The sequence below is a fragment of the Nostoc sp. genome (assembly GCF_036916735.1).
GTDB lineage: Bacteria > Cyanobacteriota > Cyanobacteriia > Cyanobacteriales > Nostocaceae > Nostoc.
Genome location: NZ_JBALFV010000023.1, coordinates 1 through 22,644, shown reverse-complemented (window position 1 = coordinate 22,644; position 22,644 = coordinate 1). Strand labels below are relative to the sequence as shown.

18 protein-coding genes and 3 pseudogenes are annotated in these 22,644 nt (G+C 40.9%); 10 read left to right on the top strand and 11 right to left on the bottom strand.

All coding sequences use genetic code 11. The features are described from left to right. Positions 1 to 14 precede the first annotated feature (14 nt). The 4 genes from V7L20_RS05660 to V7L20_RS05645 are packed head-to-tail and all read right to left on the bottom strand — an operon-like array spanning position 15 to position 3,407. Positions 15 to 1,283 carry an MFS transporter gene (locus V7L20_RS05660; RefSeq protein ID WP_334743115.1) on the bottom strand — a complete coding sequence of 423 codons (1,269 nt, stop codon included), beginning with the start codon at positions 1,281 to 1,283 and terminating at the stop codon, positions 15 to 17. Beyond that, on the bottom strand, positions 1,249 to 1,722 hold the full coding sequence (locus V7L20_RS05655) for a MarR family winged helix-turn-helix transcriptional regulator (RefSeq protein WP_334743114.1): 474 nt from the start codon (positions 1,720 to 1,722) through the stop codon (positions 1,249 to 1,251). Before V7L20_RS05655 ends, V7L20_RS05660 begins: the two co-directional genes overlap by 35 nt. A 19-nt stretch (positions 1,723 to 1,741) precedes the next feature. Further along, positions 1,742 to 2,596 (bottom strand): ABC transporter permease, encoded by an 855-nt coding sequence (locus tag V7L20_RS05650; RefSeq protein WP_334743113.1) that lies wholly within the window; start codon positions 2,594 to 2,596, stop codon positions 1,742 to 1,744. Beyond that, complete coding sequence (locus tag V7L20_RS05645) at positions 2,553 to 3,407, bottom strand: ABC transporter ATP-binding protein (protein WP_334743112.1); 855 nt, start codon at positions 3,405 to 3,407, stop codon at positions 2,553 to 2,555. The genes V7L20_RS05650 and V7L20_RS05645 overlap by 44 nt, the downstream gene beginning before the upstream one ends. Before the next feature lie 621 nt (positions 3,408 to 4,028). Here V7L20_RS05645 and V7L20_RS05640 point away from each other — a divergent pair. Next, the gene (locus tag V7L20_RS05640; protein ID WP_334743111.1) at positions 4,029 to 6,728 is read left to right on the top strand and encodes a TonB-dependent siderophore receptor; all 2,700 of its coding nucleotides are present in this window, start codon (positions 4,029 to 4,031) and stop codon (positions 6,726 to 6,728) included. 68 nt (positions 6,729 to 6,796) lie between these two features. Continuing rightward, on the top strand, positions 6,797 to 7,186 hold the full coding sequence (locus tag V7L20_RS05635; RefSeq protein ID WP_334743110.1) for an alpha/beta fold hydrolase: 390 nt from the start codon (positions 6,797 to 6,799) through the stop codon (positions 7,184 to 7,186). 15 nt (positions 7,187 to 7,201) lie between these two features. Here V7L20_RS05635 and V7L20_RS05630 read toward each other — a convergent pair whose 3' ends face one another. From V7L20_RS05630 to V7L20_RS05620, 3 genes are all read right to left on the bottom strand, one after another. Further along, positions 7,202 to 7,981 carry an efflux RND transporter permease subunit gene (locus V7L20_RS05630; RefSeq protein ID WP_334743109.1) on the bottom strand — a complete coding sequence of 260 codons (780 nt, stop codon included), beginning with the start codon at positions 7,979 to 7,981 and terminating at the stop codon, positions 7,202 to 7,204. Then, complete coding sequence (locus V7L20_RS05625; RefSeq protein ID WP_334743108.1) at positions 7,950 to 8,336, bottom strand: efflux RND transporter periplasmic adaptor subunit; 387 nt, start codon at positions 8,334 to 8,336, stop codon at positions 7,950 to 7,952. The genes V7L20_RS05630 and V7L20_RS05625 overlap by 32 nt, the downstream gene beginning before the upstream one ends. A gap of 210 nt (positions 8,337 to 8,546) precedes the next feature. Next, the gene (locus tag V7L20_RS05620; RefSeq protein ID WP_334743107.1) at positions 8,547 to 9,005 is read right to left on the bottom strand and encodes a hypothetical protein; all 459 of its coding nucleotides are present in this window, start codon (positions 9,003 to 9,005) and stop codon (positions 8,547 to 8,549) included. 633 nt (positions 9,006 to 9,638) lie between these two features. Between V7L20_RS05620 and V7L20_RS32520 the strand changes: the two are divergent. Together V7L20_RS32520 and V7L20_RS05615 are read left to right on the top strand one after the other, a co-directional pair. Further along, positions 9,639 to 9,839: pseudogene (locus V7L20_RS32520) on the top strand (ISAs1 family transposase); the annotation flags it as partial. 204 nt (positions 9,840 to 10,043) lie between these two features. Beyond that, positions 10,044 to 11,063 carry a FecCD family ABC transporter permease gene (locus V7L20_RS05615; protein WP_334743129.1) on the top strand — a complete coding sequence of 340 codons (1,020 nt, stop codon included), beginning with the start codon at positions 10,044 to 10,046 and terminating at the stop codon, positions 11,061 to 11,063. Positions 11,064 to 11,310: 247 nt separating this feature from the next. On the opposite strand, the gene V7L20_RS05610 is transcribed toward V7L20_RS05615, so the two are convergent. Continuing rightward, positions 11,311 to 11,775 (bottom strand): AMIN domain-containing protein, encoded by a 465-nt coding sequence (locus V7L20_RS05610; protein WP_334743106.1) that lies wholly within the window; start codon positions 11,773 to 11,775, stop codon positions 11,311 to 11,313. Between V7L20_RS05610 and V7L20_RS05605 the strand changes: the two are divergent. Next, positions 11,737 to 11,908: pseudogene (locus tag V7L20_RS05605) on the top strand (transposase); the annotation flags it as partial. The gene V7L20_RS05610 and the pseudogene V7L20_RS05605 sit on opposite strands and share 39 nt — an antisense overlap. Positions 11,909 to 12,138: 230 nt before the next feature. On the opposite strand, the gene V7L20_RS05600 reads toward V7L20_RS05605, so the two are convergent. Then, positions 12,139 to 12,477, bottom strand: a complete 339-nt coding sequence (locus V7L20_RS05600) for a hypothetical protein (RefSeq protein ID WP_334743105.1) — start codon at positions 12,475 to 12,477, stop codon at positions 12,139 to 12,141. Between the two features lie 422 nt (positions 12,478 to 12,899). Here V7L20_RS05600 and V7L20_RS05595 point away from each other — a divergent pair, with 422 nt between their 5' ends. From V7L20_RS05595 to V7L20_RS05580, 4 genes are all read left to right on the top strand, one after another. Further along, on the top strand, positions 12,900 to 13,940 hold the full coding sequence (locus V7L20_RS05595; protein WP_334743104.1) for a FecCD family ABC transporter permease: 1,041 nt from the start codon (positions 12,900 to 12,902) through the stop codon (positions 13,938 to 13,940). Between the two features lie 688 nt (positions 13,941 to 14,628). Then, a complete protein-coding gene (locus V7L20_RS05590) occupies positions 14,629 to 15,420 on the top strand; it encodes an ABC transporter ATP-binding protein (protein ID WP_334743103.1) in 792 nt (263 codons plus the stop codon). A gap of 319 nt (positions 15,421 to 15,739) precedes the next feature. Beyond that, complete coding sequence (locus V7L20_RS05585; protein WP_334743102.1) at positions 15,740 to 16,612, top strand: iron-siderophore ABC transporter substrate-binding protein; 873 nt, start codon at positions 15,740 to 15,742, stop codon at positions 16,610 to 16,612. Between the two features lie 249 nt (positions 16,613 to 16,861). Further along, the gene (locus V7L20_RS05580) at positions 16,862 to 18,097 is read left to right on the top strand and encodes an acyl-CoA dehydrogenase family protein (protein WP_334743101.1); all 1,236 of its coding nucleotides are present in this window, start codon (positions 16,862 to 16,864) and stop codon (positions 18,095 to 18,097) included. A 9-nt stretch (positions 18,098 to 18,106) separates the two neighbouring features. Here the strand turns inward: V7L20_RS05580 and V7L20_RS32515 are convergent. Beyond that, positions 18,107 to 19,077: pseudogene (locus V7L20_RS32515) on the bottom strand (IS701 family transposase). Between the two features lie 218 nt (positions 19,078 to 19,295). Here V7L20_RS32515 and V7L20_RS05575 point away from each other — a divergent pair. Next, positions 19,296 to 19,598: a hypothetical protein gene (locus V7L20_RS05575; RefSeq protein ID WP_334743100.1), complete on the top strand. Its 303-nt coding sequence runs from the start codon at positions 19,296 to 19,298 to the stop codon at positions 19,596 to 19,598. 185 nt (positions 19,599 to 19,783) lie between these two features. Here V7L20_RS05575 and nifE read toward each other — a convergent pair whose 3' ends face one another. After that, complete coding sequence (nifE, locus tag V7L20_RS05570; protein ID WP_334743099.1) at positions 19,784 to 21,178, bottom strand: nitrogenase iron-molybdenum cofactor biosynthesis protein NifE; 1,395 nt, start codon at positions 21,176 to 21,178, stop codon at positions 19,784 to 19,786. Positions 21,179 to 22,644 lie beyond the last annotated feature (1,466 nt).

Genomic DNA, 22,644 nt, shown 5'->3' with positions numbered 1-22,644 from the left:
ATTTGCGTAACAGCTTATTTATATTCTTGCAAAGCCCCTAACTTACGAATTCCTGGCCAAATCATTGCTGTAGTAATCACCACTACAATTGTGCCAATTCCACCACCTACAACGGAAATTACTGGGCCAAACAAAGCTGCTGTCAAGCCTGACTCAAAGCCTCCCAATTCATTGGAGGCACTAATAAACACATTATTAATAGCAGCAACCCGACCACGCAAATGATCCGGTGTTCTGATTTGAACTAATGTATGACGAATCACAACGCTAATACTATCTAGTGCGCCACCAAGCGTCAGCATCAACATAGACAGCCAAAAAGAATGAGAAAGTCCAAAAATAATTGTGACAACCCCAAAGCCAACTACTGACCACAATAAGGCTGGGCCTGCTTTGCGTAGTGGTGGTAAATATGCCAGAGTAATCGCCATAGTCAAAGCACCAATGGAGTTGGCTGCTTGTAGGTATCCTAATTCCACTGGCCCCACGTGTAAAATATCTTTGGCAAAGATGGGTAGCAAGGCGATCGCACCACCCAACAATACAGCAAACATATCCAATGTGATCGCTGCTAAAATTAACTGATTCTGCCAGACAAATTTAGCACCAGCTGCAAGTGCTTTGAGTGAAATTGGCTCAGTTGTGCGGATGGCTTTTTGCTCTTTAATCGGTACTGTAAAAATAAAACACAGCAACGCGGCGATCGCTGCTGCTATATACACTCCTGTAGCACTTCCCAACAGCGCAATCCCAAATCCTCCGAAGGCTGGGCCGATGACTGCGGCTAACTGAAAGCTACTACTATTCCAAGTTGCTGCATTGGTAAACGCACTCACAGGTATCAACTGCCACATCAGAGCATCACTCGCTGGTCTGAGGAATGCTCTAGCGACACCTGTTAATACCAAGCAGGTGTAAACTAGAAAAATTGCACCTTTAGTATAAGAAAGCACTGCCAAAGCTAGTGAACACAGAGCTAGCAGCATCACTGACAGTAACATGATGAGTTTGCGCTCGCGGCGATCGGCCACATGTCCGGTAATCAAGGTGAGAGCAATCATTGGCAATACTTGCGCCAGTCCCACACCACCTAAAATTATCGCTGAGTTAGTCCGCTCATAGAGTTCCCAGCCGATAGCTACAGTTTGCATTTGCGACCCCACCGACAGTACCAGCCGTCCAATGGTAAATAGCCGATAGTCTCGAAACTTAAAGGCTGCAAAGGGATCGTGTTGTGCAACCTCAAAGTTATGGGGCTTTGAGTTCTGTTTTCTCGAAGACATTTTTTAGTAGAGTTAAACCTTCTTCAATATTGGAAATTTGGTCTTCTGTAAGACCTTTGAGCAGGTCGGTAATATGAGCGCGAGTTTGATCTTGGGATTGCTTTAGATGGTGTTTTCCATCTTCAGTTAAATTGAGCAGCACCCGTCGCCGTTCTTGAGGATGAGCGCAGCGTTTCACAAAGTCGCGTTGTACCAGGCGTTCTATGGTTGCTGATGCCGTGGCAGAGGTGACACCTAAATGCTCTGCCAGCTCAGATAATGAAGCACCAGGATTGCGGTTGATAAATGCTAGCGATCGCAACTGAGGTATGGATAAAAAGGCGGCACTATGGGCACGCATATCCGCTCGGATAAACCGCATCACCAATGGAACTGTGTCCATTACTCTAGCGGCACATTCTTCGGAAGTTGCACCTTGATTAAGTTTATCCAAGGTCATGGGCTTGTTGTTCTCCTGATTACATGGCCACCCGTGGATAAAGTTTTCCACCAATGACGGCCAAAATTATTAATGTTAATGAGAGAATTGTACAATCCAGACCAAAGCCATAGATGCTAGTGCCGTTTAACAGCATGGTGCCGCGTAAGGCATCAACCTCATAAGTCAAGGGATTTAAATGGGAAATGAACTTTAACCAACTGGGCATCAACGAAATCGGATAGATGGCATTGCTCGCAAAAAATAACGGCATGGTTATCAATTGTCCAATACCCGTCATCCTTTCTCGGCTTTTTACCAAACAGCCAATGATTAATGAAAAAATGCAAAATGTTCCCGCCCCCAGCATGACTACCACTAGTACTTGGAGGATAGCTAAAGGATGAAGATTTAGTTTGACACCCAATAAAAATGTCAATCCGTAAATGAATACTACCTGAGATAAGCATCGCACCCCACATGCTAGGGCTTTGCCCAACACCATCGCCATCCGGGGTGTGGGACTAGCTAGAAATTTATGTACAATCCCTAAATCTCGCTCCCAGATTAGCGTCATTCCACCAGTAAAAATTGCCACAAACAAAATACTCTGAGCCAAAATCCCAGCAGAAATGAAGTCCAAATAGTGTAAGTTTCCTGTAGGAATCACGCGAGTGCGGGCAAAAACTTGCCCAAAGATCATCAGCCATAATGCTGGTTGCACAGCTCGAACTACTAGATCAGTAGGATCGTGGCGGAGTTTACGTATTTCCAATTCTGCGATCGCCAGGGTTTTCGTAACTAGCTCTTTAATTGCAGAGATTAAATTTACTCGGACAGTGGGTGGTGTTTTAACCCAACCGTTGAGCAGTACGTCTGGTTCTTGCTGTGTCACGGTAGTTCACTCTTGATGTTAACTGGTCGCCTGTATAGTGAATAAAGACATCATCCAAAGTTGCGTTAAGCTTATTACTTAATGAGGCTTTTAAGTCGCTTGGTGTACCTGTAGTAACGACCTCACCTTGCTGCATAATCGCCACTCGGTTACATAAGCTATCGGCTTCTTCTAAAAAGTGGGTTGTTAAAAATATAGTTGTGCTGTAATCAGCACGGAGTTGTAGTACAAGCTGCCATACTTGAGTTCGAGCGATGGGATCTAGTCCGACAGTCGGCTCATCAAGAAACAAAATTTGGGGTTGATGTAGAACTGATATGCCAATTTCCAGCTTGCGGATCATCCCACCAGAGTAGTTTCGTACCAAGCGTTTCGCCGCATCTTGCAAACCCATGTATTCTAGAATTTCATAAATGCGGTGATCGCGTCCTTTGGTAGGTATTCCATACAGCTTGGCGAAGATTAAGAGATTTTCGTAACCCGTGAGATTACCATCAGCAGAGAGCGCCTGGGGTACATAGCCGATAGCCCGTCTTACAGGATTAGATTCACGAGCCACGTCATAGCCAGCTAAGGTTGCTTTCCCTGCACTGATAGGCAGTAAGGTTGTCAACATTTTAATAACTGTACTTTTCCCTGCGCCATTGGGGCCAAGCAGTCCAAATACTTCGCCCTGTTCTACAGATATGCTCAGGTTATTAACTGCGGTTAACTTCCCAAAACGGCGTGTGAGTCCCTGAGTTTCCAAAATCAACGGTTTTGGTTCTTCTTGAGGTTGCGATCGATTTATTTTTCTCGTCAGTATTGTCACAAGTTTGATGCACTTCTAGTAATTAGTAAATCTAACTATTAGCTTCTCAATAGATTTACTATAAGTCAATACACTTCTGGCATAAATTTGAATCAGAGTAAAAAGAAACTCAGTAGAATGGCGGCGAGGTTATTGATGGGCGAAGTATCACTGACAAATTAAACGTAATACCAATTCTGTATGAAGATGCACAGAATATTAAACGAACCGCCCTTCGGGTGAGGCTCCTTCGTCGCTCTAAGCGTACCCCTGCTCTTAAGCAAGCTACACGTAGCGTCTCTAAGAGTTGCCATGCCGTACCACTTGCCTACGGCACGCTTTGCGAACGTAGAAACAAGCTAGCAAGAGCGTCTCTGATAGGAGAAGAGAAGGCTTTACGCTGCACTAACACCAGTCGCTTACGGTGGGAAACCCGCCTATAGCGCTGGTTCACCAAGTACGCCTTCGCGTAGCGTCTCGTTAGAGAAGAGCGCCAAGATCAAGAATCTTTCTCATCATGATAATTGTCTGGAAAACAACATAAATAGTTGATTTCCTACTCGATCTTGCTTATACTTCCCAATGTAAGTTTTACTTGCGAAAGTAAAGAATATTGGCATTAAAGATTGATAGGAAAGTGGAATGATCGATTATTGGAGTGTGTCTAACAGGTGTTTGCTAAGTTTTCTAACAAGTGTTTGCTTCGGTTTTGGCAGACTACTAGTCAAGCAAGAGCCAACTTTTGCAGAGTCCCCAGTGAATAAAGAAGTGATTGCATCGGTAGCCATAAAAACCTCTATTCAATCTGCTTTAGTCACTAAGTGGAAAGCAAAACGATCGCAAACCCCTATATCAGAAGTTCGCCAACTCAATTCTATAGAACGTCCCATTAGCGGCACATCATATTTATTAAGGATCAACAGAGTAAAGAACTTAATCGCTCAACTAAGTCAACCTACAACTAATGTAATCTCAGTTACAGATGTGAAGGTGAATACCACTGATAAGGGAATAGAATTAATTTTAGTTACGGCTAACTCAGAGAAATTGCAAGTTTTACCGAAAACACAGGGTAAATCGTACATTGTAGATATTCCCAATGCCAAGTTACAGCTTGCTGGTGGGGAGAGTTTCCGACAAGAGAAGCCAATAGCAGGGATTACTGAGGTAACGGTTGTAAATACTGATAATAATACCTTGCGATTAACAGTTGTGGGGAACCAGAGTCCGCCACAGGTGGAGTTGTTTGATAGTGTTACTGAGGGTTTGGTGTTTAAGGTGAATACGATAGCTTCTCTACAAGAGGCTACACCAACAACTGAGCAAAACCAAGAGCCAATAGAACTAGTAGTAACAGGTACCCCAGACACTAGGTATCAGGTTCCGGATACGACTGTGGGAACTCGGACTAATAGGCGGGTACAGGACATTCCTCAGTCGATTCAGGTGGTTCCTCGGCAAAGTTGGCAGGATCAAGCAGCCGTTAATACCATTGATGCCCTAAGAAGTGTCGGTGTTGTCCAAGCCTCTAATTCGCCGACTAATGGTGATGTCTTTACAATTAGAGGTTTTCAGACGAGCAACATCCTTCGCAACGGTCTTAAGGACTATACAGCAGGAGCAGTATCAGGACAATCTCAACTCGCTAACATTGAAAGGTTAGAGGTTCTGAGGGGACCAGCTTCTGTCCTTTACGGTCAAGGTAATGCGGGTGGTACGATTAACTTTGTTACCAAACAGCCACTGAGTGAGCCTTACTTCGCCACCAGTATGACTTTTGGCAGTTATAGTTTCTATCAACCAACCTTAGATATCTCTGGCCCTCTCAATTCTGACAAAACGCTGCTTTATCGTTTAAATGCTTCCTACATCAGCACAGAAAGTTTTGTTGACTTCTTTTACAATCAGCGTTATTTAATTGCACCCGTTCTGAGTTGGCAAATAGATAAGAATACGAAGCTAACTTTTGAAGGCGAGTTCCGAGATCAGCAGCAGGCTCATAGAACGGGGCTACCTGCTGTCGGAACTGTCTTGCCTAACCGAAACGGAAAGATTCCGCTCAATGTCAACACCTTAGATTTAGGTGCTACAAATAATCGTCGTTCCATGCTATTAGGCTATAACTTTGAACATCGTTTTAATGATAATTGGTCTTTGGTAAATGCTTTTAATATTAGGTCTCTAAGATATAGAACAGATACTGCTAATCCTGGCTCTCTACGAGCCGATCAACGGAGCATAAACCGTACACGGCAAGACTATATAGGAGCGCCTGCTGCTGATGATGAGTATGCTTTAGACAATCATGTAGTAGGTAAATTTAAAACTGGCAGCCTTGGGCATGAATTAGTTGCTGGCTTTGATTTGTACAGAGACATCGTTCAGTTCGATCAGACGATGCGGTCTCTTGCACCTCTAGATTTATTTAATCCTGTCTACGGTCAACTTCCTGGTGGTATTGTTTCTAGAATTAATCAAAAAACTAAAAACGATCAGCTCGGTTTTTATGTTCAAGATATAGTCTCACTTACTAATAACCTGAACTTGGTTCTGGGCGGACGCGGAGATTTTGTCGATAATCAAGTTACCAATTTTTTAAGGGCAAATAGCAATCAAAGTCGATCAGACTTTGCATTTAGTCCTCGTGTAGGTCTTGTCTATAAACCTATCCCACCCGTCTCACTCTATGCCAGCTACAGTCAACCCTTCTCTCAAAATCTTGGAACTACGTTTGAGGGTAATTTATTTGAACCTAGTCGTGGTACTCAATATGAAGTAGGAGTTAAAGCTGATTTCTTCAGTGGCAAGCTGTCTTCAACCCTGGCTTTGTATCAATTGACTTTATCTAATACTTTGACGACTGACCCTAATCATCTCACCTACTCTATTGCAACAGGGGAACAACGCAGTCAAGGTGTTGAACTCAACGTTACAGGCGAGATATTGCCAGGCTGGAATGTGATTGCTTCCTATGCTTATACGGATGGACAGGTGACAAAGGATAGCAACCTAGCAATTATTGGCAATCAACTAGTGAATGTTCCTGAAAATAGCGCGAGTTTATGGACGACTTACACTTTTGGTAAAGGGAATTTGCAAGGGTTAGGGTTTGGCTTGGGTTTATTTTATGTCGGCGATCGGCAGGGGGATCTGAATAACTCGTTCAGTGTACCGAGTTATTTACGGCTTGATGCTGCTGTCTACTATCAAATAAATCGCCTTCGCTTCGCGCTTAACTTCAAGAATCTGTCCGATGTTCAGTACTACACCGCTCGAAATATCAACCTTGTTTATCCTGAAGACCCATTTATTGTGGAGGGAACAGTAAGTTGGGAGTTTTGATAGGGCAACAGGGAAATGGCACGCTTGAAAATTTAATTATTTCCAAATTTTGACGTTTGAGAGTATTTATGTCTGATAATACCGATGTTGTTTGGATCAGCTCTAGTCATGTATTGCAGCGTTTTGATCGCCCATTATTACAATACATATCACAGTATATAAATGTGAATCAGTGGGAATATCACCACGATAAAGATGAAGGTAGTTCCATAGATGAAGCTGTAGATTTAATGGATGAATTCTTAGCACCATCTTCTCATCCAGTACATTTAGCAGGTCATGGTGCGGGTGGTGCGATCGCCTTAACTTTTGCTCGTCGCTATCCCCAAAAAGTGCAATCGCTGGTCTTATTGGCTGTAGCTTCTCAGAGCAAAGATTATCAGGTGTATTCCGAGGTAAGTGAAGCGATGATTTATGGTTCTTTGCTTCGTCTCATGGTCAGGCGATTAGCTATTTAACATTTACTTTACGAATCAGCTCTTAGATGTGCGGTTTCGCCAAATTTTATAGTAAATAATGGGGACTGCTGATCGCGACAGTAACAAGGATGCGACTTCCCCTGCCATGAGCGAGATGGCCAAGCCTTGAAAGATCGGGTCAGCCAAAATGATAGCCGATCCCACAACTACAGTTGCAGCAGTAAGCAGCATGGGACGGAACCGCACGGCTCCAGCATCAATGACCCCTTGTTCTAAGGACATACCTTCCTTCAGCCGCAGTTTAATGAAGTATACCAGAATAATCGAGTTTTGCACGACAATCCCAGCTCCGGCAATAAAGCCAATCATCGATGTGGCAGTGAAAAATGCCCCCATCAGCCAGTGGGCAGGCATGATGCCCACCAGGGAAAAGGGAATGGGTGCCATAATCACTAGTGGGGTAGAAAACGACTGGAACCAGGCTACCACCAGTGCATAAATCAACACCAGCACTACTGCAAAGGCAATACCAAGATCGCGGAAGACTTCATAGGTCACTTGCCATTCCTCATCCCACTTAATTGCGTAAGTTTCCGTGGTTGGGGGTTGTTGGGTGAGGTAGGTCTGAACCTTTGCACCTAAGGGCGAAACCAGTTGGTCGATCTTCGGCTGTAAATTAAGCATGGCATAAACTGCACTCTCGACTCTGCCAGACACATCACCCAACACATAGACAACAGGCAGCAAGTTTTTGTGATAAATGCTGGTGTCTGCGATCGCATCGGAAATCTCCTGAAACAATTTAAGGTTGCGGGTTAATTGGTTGTGCGTCACTCAGTTGCTTGATGTTAGTGGTAACGATGCGATCGCCCGTCATTAGTCCTGAAATAATCTCCACTTCTTTGTTGTATTGTTTCCCTGTTTTCACCCAGCGTAGTATGGCGATCGGGTGTGGAACCTTCGGAGTCACCAGATAAACTCCTTGTAATTCTCCTCGTTGAATCAGGGCACTCGTGGGAATAAGAACAGTTTCCTGTCTACCACCTGAAGGCAAGGCGATTCGCCCAAACATTCCAGAAATTAGTTGTCCGGAATTGTAAAGGGGAATTTTGACCAGAAAACTGCGAGAGTTGGGGTCGGCAGCTGGCACAATTTGCCCAATCTTCAATCGTTCCATCCCTTGTTTCATCGAGCGCTTCAAGAGTGCCGTTTACGGGTTCATGAACAGATTCATCTGTTCATGTAAAAGGTACAGTTGTTTCTCCTTGAGAGGATTGGGGGAATGTCTCCTGCAGATTTACAGTGGAAAATCCAGGAAGTCCCCAAGGACAGTACATTTTATGACCACTGATAAATCTTGTCTAGCTCGTCATCGATATATTCAGGTGATTATGGTAGTCTATGGACTGGTTAGGTTACGACTTAATCGTTTAGTACCCTTAACGATTGCTATTTGTTGAAATGTTCCATCTTTCGGATTAAATGTCTCACGAAAATTACTTCTGGTAATTGAGGGGGGTGATGTCGCTGTTGAGTAATTGAAGTCAAGTCCTGTGGCAGTAATCTCTCTGTCTGAGATACACTTCCAACTACCCTGTGTATTACTAAAGGGTGGAATATTAGGAACACCATTTTGGATTGAGGCAGTGGCAACAAAGTTGCCGTCTTGAGTGAACGTTGTAATCCCACGAAATGAACCGAAGTTAGCAAAGAGTGTTGTCAGGTATGTGCCTGTCACAAATTGACGACAATCCTTTGCAGATTTAGCTTCGGCTTTGGGCAGATTTACCAAGACCGGAATAGTAAGTGCTGACAATATATAAATCGTTAACGTAGTAAAAGCATTACGAATTTTCATCCTAAACTATCCACTTATAAGTAACAAACACATAAAAAATTCGGTCTACTGAATTTAGATTCTTACTAAATTCTCAATAGCGCAATCGGAAAAAATCAGGTATTTGTAGACTGAATTAGCTTAGTAAGTATGAAAAAATCGGCTAAAATCAGGTTGAGAATTTTTTCATTACACTAACAATTGGTATAGTTTTTTTGTTTATTTTTGCCAAATTTGTATGCTCCCGGTGAAAGTAGACTCTAATTCAAATGAGATTACAGCAATACCATAAATAATCAAAGTTTTAGAGCTTAATGGTTGTATCATAACGATAGATACAATCGGTTTTCAGAAAGAAATTGTGAAGTTAATTACACAGCAGAATACAGATTATGTAATTACTTTAAAAAAGAATCAAGGTAATCTGTATGAGGAAGTAGAAAAATTATTTAAAGCAGGAATAAGTACAGGTTTTCAGGACTTTAAACATAGCACATATAAGACAGAATAAACGGGGCATGGTCGTCATGAAATCCGCAATTACGTAATGTTAACTGGAATTACATCTCGGCTTGACCCAGATTCAGTTTGGTCAAATTTTAATAGTGTTGGGATGGTAGAGCGGAGCCGGAGACGCTCCGCCTCCGGTCCGTCCGCTCATCGGATGCAAAAACAACGGTTGAAACTCGTTATTTTATTATCATTAGCCTCAATGATGATACTGAAGAATTCGCTAATTGCGTTCGCAGTCATTGGGGAATTGAAAACTCATTACATTGGATATTAGATGTTGCCTTTAGAGAAGATGACTGTCGAATTAGAAAAGATAATGCCCCACAGAATTTTTCTTGTTAGAGAATAAGGTGCGTTCGCCCTGGGAGGCAGTAGGGAAGAGGATTTGACTTGTTTATTCCATCCATAACGGAAGCGAGTGCGTCCGTAATGCACGAGTGTTTGGTCATCTGTGAGAAATTAAGATAACATTACTTTTATCAATTAGTAATTATGGTTAAAATTTACTCAAAGCAGAGGTACGAAGTTAACTCTTGTCATAAATCCATGAACACCAATATTTCTCACTCTGAAAAATACTACATTCGCATTTTCAGCTTAGGCATAGGTATCTTAGTGGTATTGTTAGGTATTTTCGCCAGTATTTCTTATGGCGCAGCAGACATTCCCATTGCCAAAATACTTACTGCATTCACTAACTATGATGACTCTACCGAACATATAATTATCCGGTCGATGCGCCTACCGCGTACACTGATTGCAAGTATGGTCGGTGCTAGTTTGGCCATAGCTGGGGGGTTAATGCAAGGACTTACTCAAAATCCCTTAGCCGCACCAGGAATTTTGGGGATCAATGCAGGTGCAGCTTTAGCAGTGGTGACAGTGGTCTTTGGCTTGGGTACATCAACACCCGCCCTAATTACCCTTGTAGCACTTGTTGGAGCATTAGTAGCAGCCTTAGCAGTTTATTCTCTTAGTTCTTTAGGACAAGGAGGCTCAACACCATTAAATCTGACTATTGCTGGTGCAGCTTTAACTGCTTTGCTATCTTCAATTACTACAGGTGTACTAATTTTAAGCGATCGCACTTTAGAAGAAGTCCGCTTCTGGCTAGCAGGTTCCCTCGCCGGACGAGACTTCAATCTATTTCTGACTGTGTTGCCTTGGATGGTAGTAGGATTATTAACAGCTTTTGCCTTGAGTAGACAAATCAACGTCCTCAATTTAGGAGAATCGGTAGCTACAGGCTTAGGTCAGCAAACAGGTTGGATCAAGTTGGCAACAGCATCGAGCGTTGTTATATTGGCTGGAAGCGCTGTCGCATTAGCAGGGCCTATAGGCTTTGTCGGTCTGCTAGTTCCTCATCTGGCACGGGGAGTTATGGGTGTTGATTATCGTTGGGTATTGCCTGGTGCAGCCGTGTTTGGTGCGGGTTTACTAGTATGGTCAGATTTAGCAGCCCGTTGGTTAATTAGACCCCAAGAATTGCCTGTTGGCGTGATGACAGCAATGTTAGGAGCGCCCTTTTTGTTGTACTTAGTGCGTTGGCAGGTAAAGAGAGGATGATGGGCAAGCGAGTACAATCAATGTTAAAACCATCTATTATTTTGCGTTAGCGATCGCCTGTATCCCAAAGTCCAGATGACGTAACAAAAATGATATTGTTATCAATTTGCTCTAAATTTTACCAAGAAATATAATAACGACTACCTACTATCTTCGGAACTTTTTGAGCAACTGAGTGCGACAAACCCACCTCTTGAAAAATGCTACTTAAAAAGCTACCTTTCTCTTTAAGAACAGACGACAAATGTCATTTTCCCCTAAACCAACGACTGACACTTGAGTGTGTTTTAGTTGTTGTAGTTGCATCATTAACCCGATAAGTATCTGGTGGTGCAGTTACCTCCAACTCAATTGGCTTCTGTTGTGTAGGTGGTGTCGTTGTTGGCTGCTGTGCCGTTGAAGCAGCATTTGTCACCGCGAACACCAAACCCTCATTTTGACTATCAAATAACTTAACTGTTGGGACACCAACTTCACCTGTCACAGTTACTCGAATAATACTAGTATCCTGATTTATTACTGTTATTTCAGTGATACCTGTTGCTGGCTTTTCCAAGCGGAATATACCACCATTGGGTAACTTTAACTGAGCATTGGGAATATCAACAATATATGAATGCTTATGGCGATCGCAATTTATGGACGTGGAAAAAATGTAACTGCTAAACTTTGGCCGGGTGCGTGTGTAGTTATGGATAATTTCAGTTCCCATAAGGTTAGAGGTATTAAAGAAGCAATTGAATCTGTTGGGGCAAAATTAATTTACTTGTCTCCTTACTCTCCTGATTTTTCACCAATTGAAAACTGTTGGTCGAAAGTAAAAGAGTTTTTGCGTTCCCAAGCTGCTAGAACATATCAAGAGTTAGACCAAGCTATTACAAATGCTCTCAATGCAGTAACAAAAAAAGACATTATTGGATGGTTCACCCACTGCTGTTACTACATTGCACTCAATTGAGAACCGCTATAAATGTTGTAAATCTCTTAAAATTTCCCCAGACTCATCACCTGCAAAAGCGCAAAACACTTTTGGGCTGATATGAATACATACTGTTATTGCCCGAAATAAATCTTGTTATAAATGAGTTATAGCAGGAGCCATCCTAATACCGCGCAAAAAATATTCTCCGGTTTTCAATGGGATACTCTGAGTAAATGGAGAGTCTGCTAGAACTGAGAATCTGACTTCAAACCAATGCCCCCGAGCGGGACGATCTACAATCATTAATTGGTTTAGCTGACAGTTGTAAATATCTAAAAATATACAACCTCTGATTTGAATTCGTCTAAAATATCCTTTTGCTAATGGATGCTTGTAAGTAATATCAAATTCATCAGCATAGCCATGTTGCTGAATTGGTTCTGCTTGATTTAGTAATTTCCAGTAATCAGCGTGAGAGAGTATGATTGTCATCGTGAGGAAAGAAGATGAAAACAGAGGGCTAATCTAGTAGAGCTATTGTCTTGCAGGAAGACTACTGAAAAGCTGGGATTGCATAAACCGCATAAATATTTAAGTGATAATTCAATTATTGCTACATTACTTCCATGATGGTGTTTACTCGTTTTTAATTAATCCATCTCGCAGATATGCAACGCCCAATTCTCATTATTCCAGTAAAAGTAACACATTTAACTAAATTATGCCTACTTAGTTGGTAAGTTAATTAAGTAACTAAAAATTAGCACACACAAAACTCATCTTAAAAATATGAAGCCATAGATATCTCTTTAGGCCTAACCATCACAGATCCAGTAGCTCCCCATTTAACCAGTTGTGGGCATAGTACCATTGGTCTTACCTTTAGCTAGTGCGTTAGTGCGGTAAAAAAGAAAATGACAACAATTCAAAATTCCAAATTTCAGATTCAAAATTTAATACTCCGCAACCAGCCTCTAACTAGAGTACTGTTGCTACTGCTATTACTTACCCTCGCTGTTTTGGGGATGAGCCTCAGTTTAGGAGATTATCCTGTGCCACCAGCAGATATAATAAAAGCTGTTCTTGCTTTACCAACACAAGATCCAGAATCTCCGTTTGTTGTTGTTACTCTGCGTTTACCGAGAGTGTTAATCTCTTGGTTGGTAGGAGTGGGCTTGGCAATTGCTGGTGCAATTTTACAAGGATTGACACGTAATCCTTTAGCTGACCCTGGTATCGTTGGAGTAAATGCAGGTGCAGCCTTAGCTGCGGTAACTTTGATTGTACTATTCCCGACTGTACCCACAATGTATTTGCCCTTTGCTGCATTTGGTGGTGCTTTTGCTGTAGGCTGTCTGATTTACTTGCTAGCTGGTACGGGAGAAAAATCACCTCTGCGCTTAGTGTTGGTAGGAGTAGCACTCGCAGCAATTATGGGAGCTTTCACTACTTTGATGTTGACTTTTGGTCAAATCAACGACGTTAGTAGAGCATTGGTATGGTTGGCAGGTAGCGTGGCTGGTAAAAGTTGGGAGCAAGTCTGGCAATTGCTACCTTGGATAGTTGTCTTCGTTCCATTTGCTTTACTGCTGACGCGAGAACTTGATACATTGCAACTGGGTGATGCAGTAGCTAAAGGACTCGGTAGCCGAGTCACATGGCAAAGAAGCAAATTATTGTTAGTAAGTGTGGCGCTGGCTGGATCAAGTGTGGCGATCGCAGGTACAATTGGCTTCGTTGGATTAATGGCTCCTCATTTGGCACGTAGGCTTGTCGGTTCAATACATCAAAACTTGCTACCAGTCGCCGCATTAATCGGGGGATTACTGGTAGCAGCAGCAGATTTTTTGGGTAGGACTTTATTTTCTCCGACAGAATTACCCTGTGGTTTGCTGACTGCTGCTTTGGGAGCGCCTTATTTTATCTATTTACTGAATCAAAGGCGGAAGCGTTAGAGAAAGTTTATAATAATCAACCTCACTTTCCTTTTACAAAATATTTCTCTAAATCATCAAGTATTCTAAGTACAGACATTGGATCGGCACCAATCCAATAAGACCCGACCTCATAAACTTTGCGCTAAGACCTATGACAATCTCACCCTAAGATTCGTGTTTCTCGAATTGGGGTTATTGCATCAGTCACGTTATTTAACTTAGTCTGAATATTACCAACTTAGTGAGTAAAATCTTCAATATATTTTTGATATAAATCTCAAAAATACTATTCTAAATTTGCTGCTCTGATGAGAGCAACTTCCCATTGAGCTATTAAAATCGAGTGTTGAAGCCCCTTTTAATTAAAATCGTTTAGGGAAGTGCTGTTAAGTCGATCCCAATCTTTTGTCAGGGTATCTTTACCAAGTGCAGCACTTATTAGCCAATATTGTTGGTAATAGCATGACAATAGGATTTAAAATATTTAAATATTTACACTAAAGGGCGATGTCTAAGACAAGCCCTTACGGTCTACGCGGTTTTTAAGGAAAAGCCTTAGTATATGATGACTCAAAAGTTCAACGCTCTAGCAATTGTAACAAGACACTGCCGTGTTAGGCGATCGCTTTTTTGCACTGCATCCAAATGAAATTATACCGTAGACAAACTAAACACCTATGTCCTGAGCTTGCGCTCCTAAAGCCTTATGGAAAATACAGCCCTTAAAACTCAACATCTGAGCCTAGCTTACGATGGCAAATCCATCATATCCGGTCTTAACCTGTTAATTCCCACAGGACAAATTACTGCTCTAGTTGGCCCTAATGGTTGTGGTAAATCTACTCTATTGCGAGGTTTAGCCAGATTACTCAAACCCCATACTGGTGCTGTATATCTCAATGGTGCTGATATTTTTCGACAGTCAACAACTAAAGTTGCACAACAACTCGGTATTCTTCCTCAAGGGCCAGTTGCACCAGAAGGATTGACTGTGCGAGATTTGGTAGCACAAGGTCGTTATCCATATCAAAAAAGTTGGTTGCAATCTTGGACACCTGAAGATGAACGTCAAATCCACAAAGCACTAACAACTACAGACCTCAACGAATTAGCCCATAGAGCTGTAGATACCCTTTCTGGTGGACAGAAGCAACGTGCTTGGATAGCGATGACTTTAGCGCAAGATACGCAGATACTACTATTAGATGAGCCGACAACTTTCTTAGACTTAGCTCATCAAGTGGAAGTACTAGACTTGCTGTGGGATTTAAATCAACTTGAGGGGCGAACAATTGTTATGGTGTTGCATGACCTGAATCAGGCGTGTCGTTATGCTCATCAGCTAGTAGCTTTACGTGATGGCGCTGTTATGGCTTATGGAACTCCAGCAGATGTGATGACAGAAGAAATGGTACAGGAGGTGTTTGGATTAGCTTGTCGAATTATACCAGACCCAGTAACAGGGACACCTTTGTGTTTACCTTTAGGAAAGAAATGATCGCACGGGTTTAGAGGTAAAGTATACAACAAGATATTGATAAGTGCAGGAGTTAAAAAACAGACATTTTTCTAGAGACGTTTTGTCCTTAGCAAGTTTTTGCGACACAACCTTTTGTACAGCCAATACGCGATCGTACCATCACCTCTATATTCTTCACTTTGTCAATAGTATGCGTAAGTTCTGCTTAATTGTGCTGTTCACGCTTTTGGTGATTTCTGCTTGCACCTCCTTTGGTCATCAATTACCGACCCGCAATATAGCCCTCGTTCCCTCAAGTCGAACATCACCTGTGCCGGTCCATGTAGTCAAACACGCAATGGGTCAGACTCTAGTTCCTGTCCATCCTCAACGAGTCGTCGTCATAGATCCGTGGCTTGTGGAAATACCTCTGGCTTTGGGAGCCAATTTGGTAGGTGCTCCAGATCCAACTAAAACTCTCCAAGGGCTAGGGTTAGAGGATAAGCACCCAGGCGTTGAAAACATTGGTGCGGTTCTGACGCCGCCAAACATGGAGAAGGTTATAACTCTCAAGCCGGACTTGATCTTAGGTACGACGCGGAACCGGGATACTTACAGTTTATGGTCTCACATTGCACCCACCGTTTTGCTGAAGGTGCAAAGCAATGGAGACTGGAAAAAACCGTTTATGCCAGCAGCAAAAGCTCTAGGGAAAACCGAGACAGCAAAACTTTTAATGGATAACTATAACGCACGTTTAGCCGAGTTGAAACAAAAGATAGGACCTCGACTCAAAAAAACTTTAGTTTCCGTTGTGCGACTGATCCCAAAGACAATTAACCCGTTAACTAAGGGTGCATTCTCTGGAGTAATTTTAGAGGATGCTGGTTTAATCCGTCCTCCTTCGCAAAATCTGGATGCTAAAGCAACTCAAAAGAAAGCGGGCAACCCCGTTGGCTACAATATCTCTCCAGAAGCCCTTACCCAGATAGATGGTGATATCCTATTCATAGTGCGCTACGGCTTCAAAGACCCTGCACAGTCAAAGATTGCTGTCAATCAACTCATGGCAAATCCTCTGTGGTCAAAGCTTAATGTTGTCAGGCAGGGTAAAGTTTATGTAATTGATGATTATTATTGGCTCACAGGTAGCTACATATCAGCTAATCGAGTTATTGACGATCTATTTAATTATATTTTGCACTCACCGAAAGAAATTAACAGTAAATGAATAAAGCGTGCAAATTTGTAGCAACAATAAAATTTCTTGCTTCCAGTTGGGAAATAGCTCATCTTAACTTTATATATTCAGGAATTACGCAACTGGCACAAAGAGCGGGCGGGGCAGAGCTGCGCCCCACTCTAATTTAAATCAGAATATTGCAGCTTTACAAAGAAATACTATTACAAAAATTGCAATAAACCAACAGGTGCAAAATGTAAGATTAGCAACTAAAAACAAGTCTATGAAACTGATTAAATGATATTCAATCTAACTCTTAACAAGCAAACTCTGATTGATCGCATTAGCCAACTTGCACGCGATAAGTTCGCCTCTCGCGCCCCTAATTATGACAACAATGCTAACTTCCCTAGAGAAGATTTTGCAGACCTTTTTCAAGCAGGTCTGAATGCGCCTGTTGTGCCAACTAAATACGGTGGTCTAGGGTTAGGGCATGATAGCGATATCTTTACCCTGTGGATGATGACTAAGGAACTAGCAAAAGTGGATTTATCCCTAGCCCGTTGCTGGGAAGGACATGCAAATGCCCAAGTTTTACTAACAGCTATGGCTAATGAGTCTCAGAAAAAGCGCTGGTTTGAGGGTATTATCCAGCGTGGCGAGATATGGGCGGCTTGGAGTGGAGAACCCCAGTCTCAGATTCCAGGTCAAAAAGCTAGCCTTGGCACAAGTGTGCAAGTGGTAGATGAGGGATACATTATTGATGGCACAAAGGTATTCGCTACTAGTGCCCCAGAAGCACAGTGGGCAATTCTCTTGGTCAACACAGTAGGGGCTGGGGGAGCGCGTCATAGCAATGGCTCACCGACATCAGTTTTGTTACTAGCTTGCAATCTATCCGACCCTAGTATTAGCTTTGATGATAGTTGGTGGCAGCCAATAGGAATGAGAGGTTCGGTGAGTTACTTAGTTTGCTTTGAACGTACTTTTATCCCTAAAGAAAACTTGATTGGCTATCCAGGACAGTATATTGAACAGGAGTGGCAAACGCGGTTTACACCTCAGTATGGTGCTGCTTTTCTAGGGGCTGCTGAAGGAGCCTATGACTATGCTTTGGCATACATCAATAAACAGGAAAAAGGACACGACCCTTACGTACAACACCGAATTGCTAAGGCAGCAATTAATGTAGATACTATGCATCTCTGGCTGCGGCAAGTAGCCACTCTTTGGGAAACAGGACAGATTTTAGAGGCAAAACAAGCAGGCAATCGCACCCGTTACATAACCGAACAACTGGCTTTGGAAGCAGTGAACGAGTGTATAAACGCTTGTGGAGCTCGCTCTTTGATTCAACCGAGTCCTCTGGAGCGAATATTGCGAGATTTGTCGTTTTATGTATTGCACGATAATTGCGATCGCGTTTTGGCTTCAATTGGTAAGGAGATTCTAGGGCAATCGTGCGATCGTGCCTATTTCAGCACCCATCCAACTTGTCAAGAAAACCTTGACATCACAAACGCCGGATACTAAACTTAGTGGTCAAACGCCAGCAGCACAACCATGCTTAATTTGATAGATGGTTTGACCAGTGTTATAAGCGCGCATCTTTGAGTCGAAGCCAGACTAAAATAGCACGAGGCTTTCATGATTTCTTTGAATCCGACCCTTGCGGCATTGGCATGATTCAATGCCAGTCAATTGTTTTAATTCAAAGGTGTTACTCCTCAACTTACAATCGTTCCTTACATACTTGTTGTACAACTACGTTAAATCTTGAGATAAATCGTTCGTAGCGATAAAATCCGTTCTGTCGGTGGAGACAGTTATCCAAAACAGTTTCACTTTTTTGGCGGCGGGAATTTTCTTGATTAACTATTTTACTTGATTTTAACTCCTTATTATCTCAAGATAACAATTCAATTCTTTTAGAATCTTCAAGGTGAGCCGTATCATCAACAAGTCGATTACGTTTGAGAGCGCAATAATAATATTTCCCTAACCCATCAATATATAATATCAATTTATTTGTCGCATACCAAGTGTCCATCAACACGGCTTTAAATGGTAAAATCTTATGATACACAGGGTTTTGCAGCATCTCTATTACATGAACTATCTTTGTTTTTCCATCTCTGTCAGGGTGATAAATACGATAGTCAACTACCCAAAATTTTCCGATTTCATGATTGACATATATACAATTTCTTAGTCCAATTCCTTGGATGACTCTATGCTAGTTACCACTATATTGCCGTAATCGTATTTCTCTTTCTATGGCATATCGTTGATCAATTACTGTGTGAGCAAAAACTAAATATGCGTTCTCACTAATTTGGATGATATCTTTAACATTATCCCAAAGCAACCTTGGCGTTAGCAAATCAATCTTGAGATAGCGGTTAATTTGATCATGACTAATCTGCTCGCTTCTGCTCTGCCGAATTTGTGAGAGTATAATTAATTTGACTGCTTAGTAAGTATTGGCAATAGTTAAGTTTAGTAAATCTCATTGCTAAACCACTTTTTTTGATGCACCGTCTATTAATTTTCTCAGAAAATTTTCCAGTCAACTTTACACAATTGATTAGTATTACTAATTTAAACTTGAGCCGCTCACTGAAATTCTTTCTTGCAATACTAATGTACTACTAGATAGTGATCACCCTGTACCAGTTGCATCAGTTATGCTAATACACATGTACCAAAATTTAGCGATCGCCTGTGCCAGTTGCGTAAGTCCTGTTACCGTCCCACCATCGATTTTACAGGTCCATTGGTGAGCGATCGCTCTTTTTTGTATCATCGCCTCAATGTAGCCTATGAAAATGCAGGTAGCTACCGCGATTTTAATGAAAATGCCAAAATATTTGTCGCTCCAGCCCTAACTTGGCAAATTAGTCCCAGAACAAAGTTGACTGCTGAATTTGAGTATCAACGCGACCAATATGTTTCAGGTTTTGGATTTCCATTTGAACCTGAATCTTTGCAACTTCCGAGAAATAGATTTTTGGGAATACAGCAGAGTTGTTAAACTTGGAAGAACAGGTTGCTAGTTCAGAAATTCACATGAGTACAATTACTCTGGTTAACCCAACCAATCAACTGTTGATCGAATTCTGCAAGGCGTGATTGGTGTCTTCGAGCAAGTTTTTCCAGAGCGAATTCGGGGCTATACTTAGAGGTTAATATACTCCATTTTCCTATAATGTATTGCACTCAATCAGGAACCGCTATGTAGATTTTTTCATCCCAAGGAGCAGGTTTGCTGACTTGCTCCCATACAGGACTATATAAGGCTTCATACAATTGTCGTGCCAGTTCCACCAGCCCCATATAACCAGCGTAGGCATGATGGCGTTCATGGTTAACATCCAAAAAAGGAATTTGGGCTTTGAGTGCTGTATATTTATTGCCAGTCCCACTAATCAAGACATCAGCTTTTGTATCCTTCAGTACTTGTAGTAATGCTTGCGGGGTTGCTTCGCGTAAAACAATGCCATCTTGACCAAGATATTGTTTAATTTTGGCTTTTTCCTCTTCTGTAGTTTTAGCATTAGTGGTAGCAATCACTTCCATTCCTAAATCTTTGGCAGCTAAAATAATCGACCAAATTTTTACACCACCAGTACAAAGAATAATCCGCTTACCTTTTAACCGCGCACGGTAGGGAGCTAAGGCAATATTTAGAGTTGCGTTTTCTTTTGCTATTAACCATTCTGTACGTTCTTGAAGACATTTATCCCCTAATATTGCTGCAATATTTCGTAAGCAATGGTTTAAATTTTCTAGACCGAAGAAAGATTCTTCAATATAAGGAATTCCATAAAGTTCTTTCATTGTTTGTGCCATTGGCAGCACGACATTTGAGCAAATGACTACATTCAATTTGGCACGATGAGCATAGCAAATTTCTTGATAACGAGCATCACCTGTAATTTTGGAGAGAACGCGTATACCCAATCTCTCGAATAGTGGTAAAACATTCCACAAATCACCAGCAACATTGTACTCACCAACAATATTGATATCGAAAGGTGTGGTAAATTCTGGTTCTGCTGTTCCGATTACATATTTCAATAAAGTCTCATTACCGATGTGATTACCTAAATTTTTACTACCAAGAAATCCAGGCGAATTTATATAGATAACCGGAATATCAATTTTCTGTGCAGCCAGTTTACAGACACTATCGATATCATCACCAATCAAAGCAGTAATACAAGTAGCGTAGACAAAGATAGCCGCAGGATTATAGCGTTGAGCAACATCGAGAATAGCTTTGTACAGTTTCTTTTCACCACCAAAAATGACATTATTCTCGCCAAAATCAGTAGTAAAAGCAGTCTGGTATAATTGAGAACCTGACGAAAGGCTACCATGAGTCGCCCAAGGATTATGAGTACAACTAATAGCACCATGTACTAAATGAACAACATCAGTAATAGCTCCAAGAGAAACCATTGCTCCATCTAAAGGGCAATTTCCTTGGCTTGCACCTGGTTGTGGTGATTTTGTGCAAGTTAGTTTTTTATTATTACTGAATTTTTTTTGCTTATGTTTGCAAGCTGTTTCGTTGAGTGTTTGGTTGATTGTCACTTGAGTATTTTTCATGGCTTTCCTCCTGCTGAAGATTAATACAAAAGAGTCAAGATTTAGGAGTTAGAAGGTGCGGTGTCACTTGCTAAATTATTTTTTAGCCTAAAATATTTTCGAGATAAGCAATAACTGAAATCTTTAATTCGAGTAGCACGTGTCTCATTAATTACAGATGATGCTACTAAAAACACGAGCGTAAAGATGAATTAAAATTGATTTTTGCTTTATGTTGAAACTCCTTTTAAAAATGCTTATTAAATTTTACAATCTACATAAGAAAGATACTTCAATTTTTTGTATTATTGAAATAAAAAAATTGAACTGCTTTACTTTCAGAGTTTAGCGACAACTGTAATTAATAATAGTAAAACAAATTACAATATTCTAATTATATATTGAAACTTTAGGTATATTGTCTGTTATAAACAGACAGGTTTGTTTATATTCAAAATACATTTTATATTTAATAATAAAATATTTTGTAAACAGACAGGTTTGTCTATATTAAAAATACTAATATTTTAAATATAATAGGATAATGTTTATTAATTTATGTCTAATCTAATAAATATTATAAGTTTAATATCGATATTTTTTTATAATTAACTATTTTAAAAATTGAGCTTTTTTTCAATAAATTTACTAATTTACCTATATTTTTTAATAAAATTTTAAGTTAGTAAAAATTTGCTTTATAAAGGTTTAGTTTAGTATATTTAGCAAAATTAAAGTAGGATTTATATGGTTAATTATTTAGTTACTTCATGGATAGTTTTTCTATCTCGCCCCACTTCTTTTTGAGCCAGCATAATTTAGGCAAATTAAACAGGAGATAGGTGAACTCAAGCAGGAATATGAGGCAGTAAAAGCCTCCTCATTGCAAGCGTTGATTAAATCTGAATAGGAACCTGACCCAGATAATATCCTTTTCATTCTAAATTACTGAAAACATCAAGGATAGCAGCGCTTTGCCTAACAGTTTTTGATTGAACTTTTTTAGTGACCGCACGCTTTTTTTATAAGACTGCAATCGTTATTAAACTTCTATAATAAAACTAAAAAATTATGCAAATAATGTTATAAATTTATTGAATTTAGATGATTTTGAAACTGTCTACAGTATTGCACGTTTTGCCTAGTGAGCCGTTCACAGTGCAAGGCACTCTTTTAGACCATTTTTAACCATATTAAGTAGTAATTATGGTAAAATAATTAAAATTTTGTTTAGCATTAAGTTAAGATGTCGATCGATTTCACACTAGCTCTTAGTGGGTTTTAATTTCACTCGCAATGTTCAGACTTTTGCTGCTTTGATTGCCGATCCTGCTCTTCGTGATCAAGATATCTTCAATCCAAATTACAATGTTCCAATACCCTCATATATTCCCAATACCGTTGCCAAAATAAGAGCATGAAGAGGTAGGGCGTTTCGTAGTAGAGTTATTGTCTCTGACAACGACAACTCAAAAACCACTGCCCGC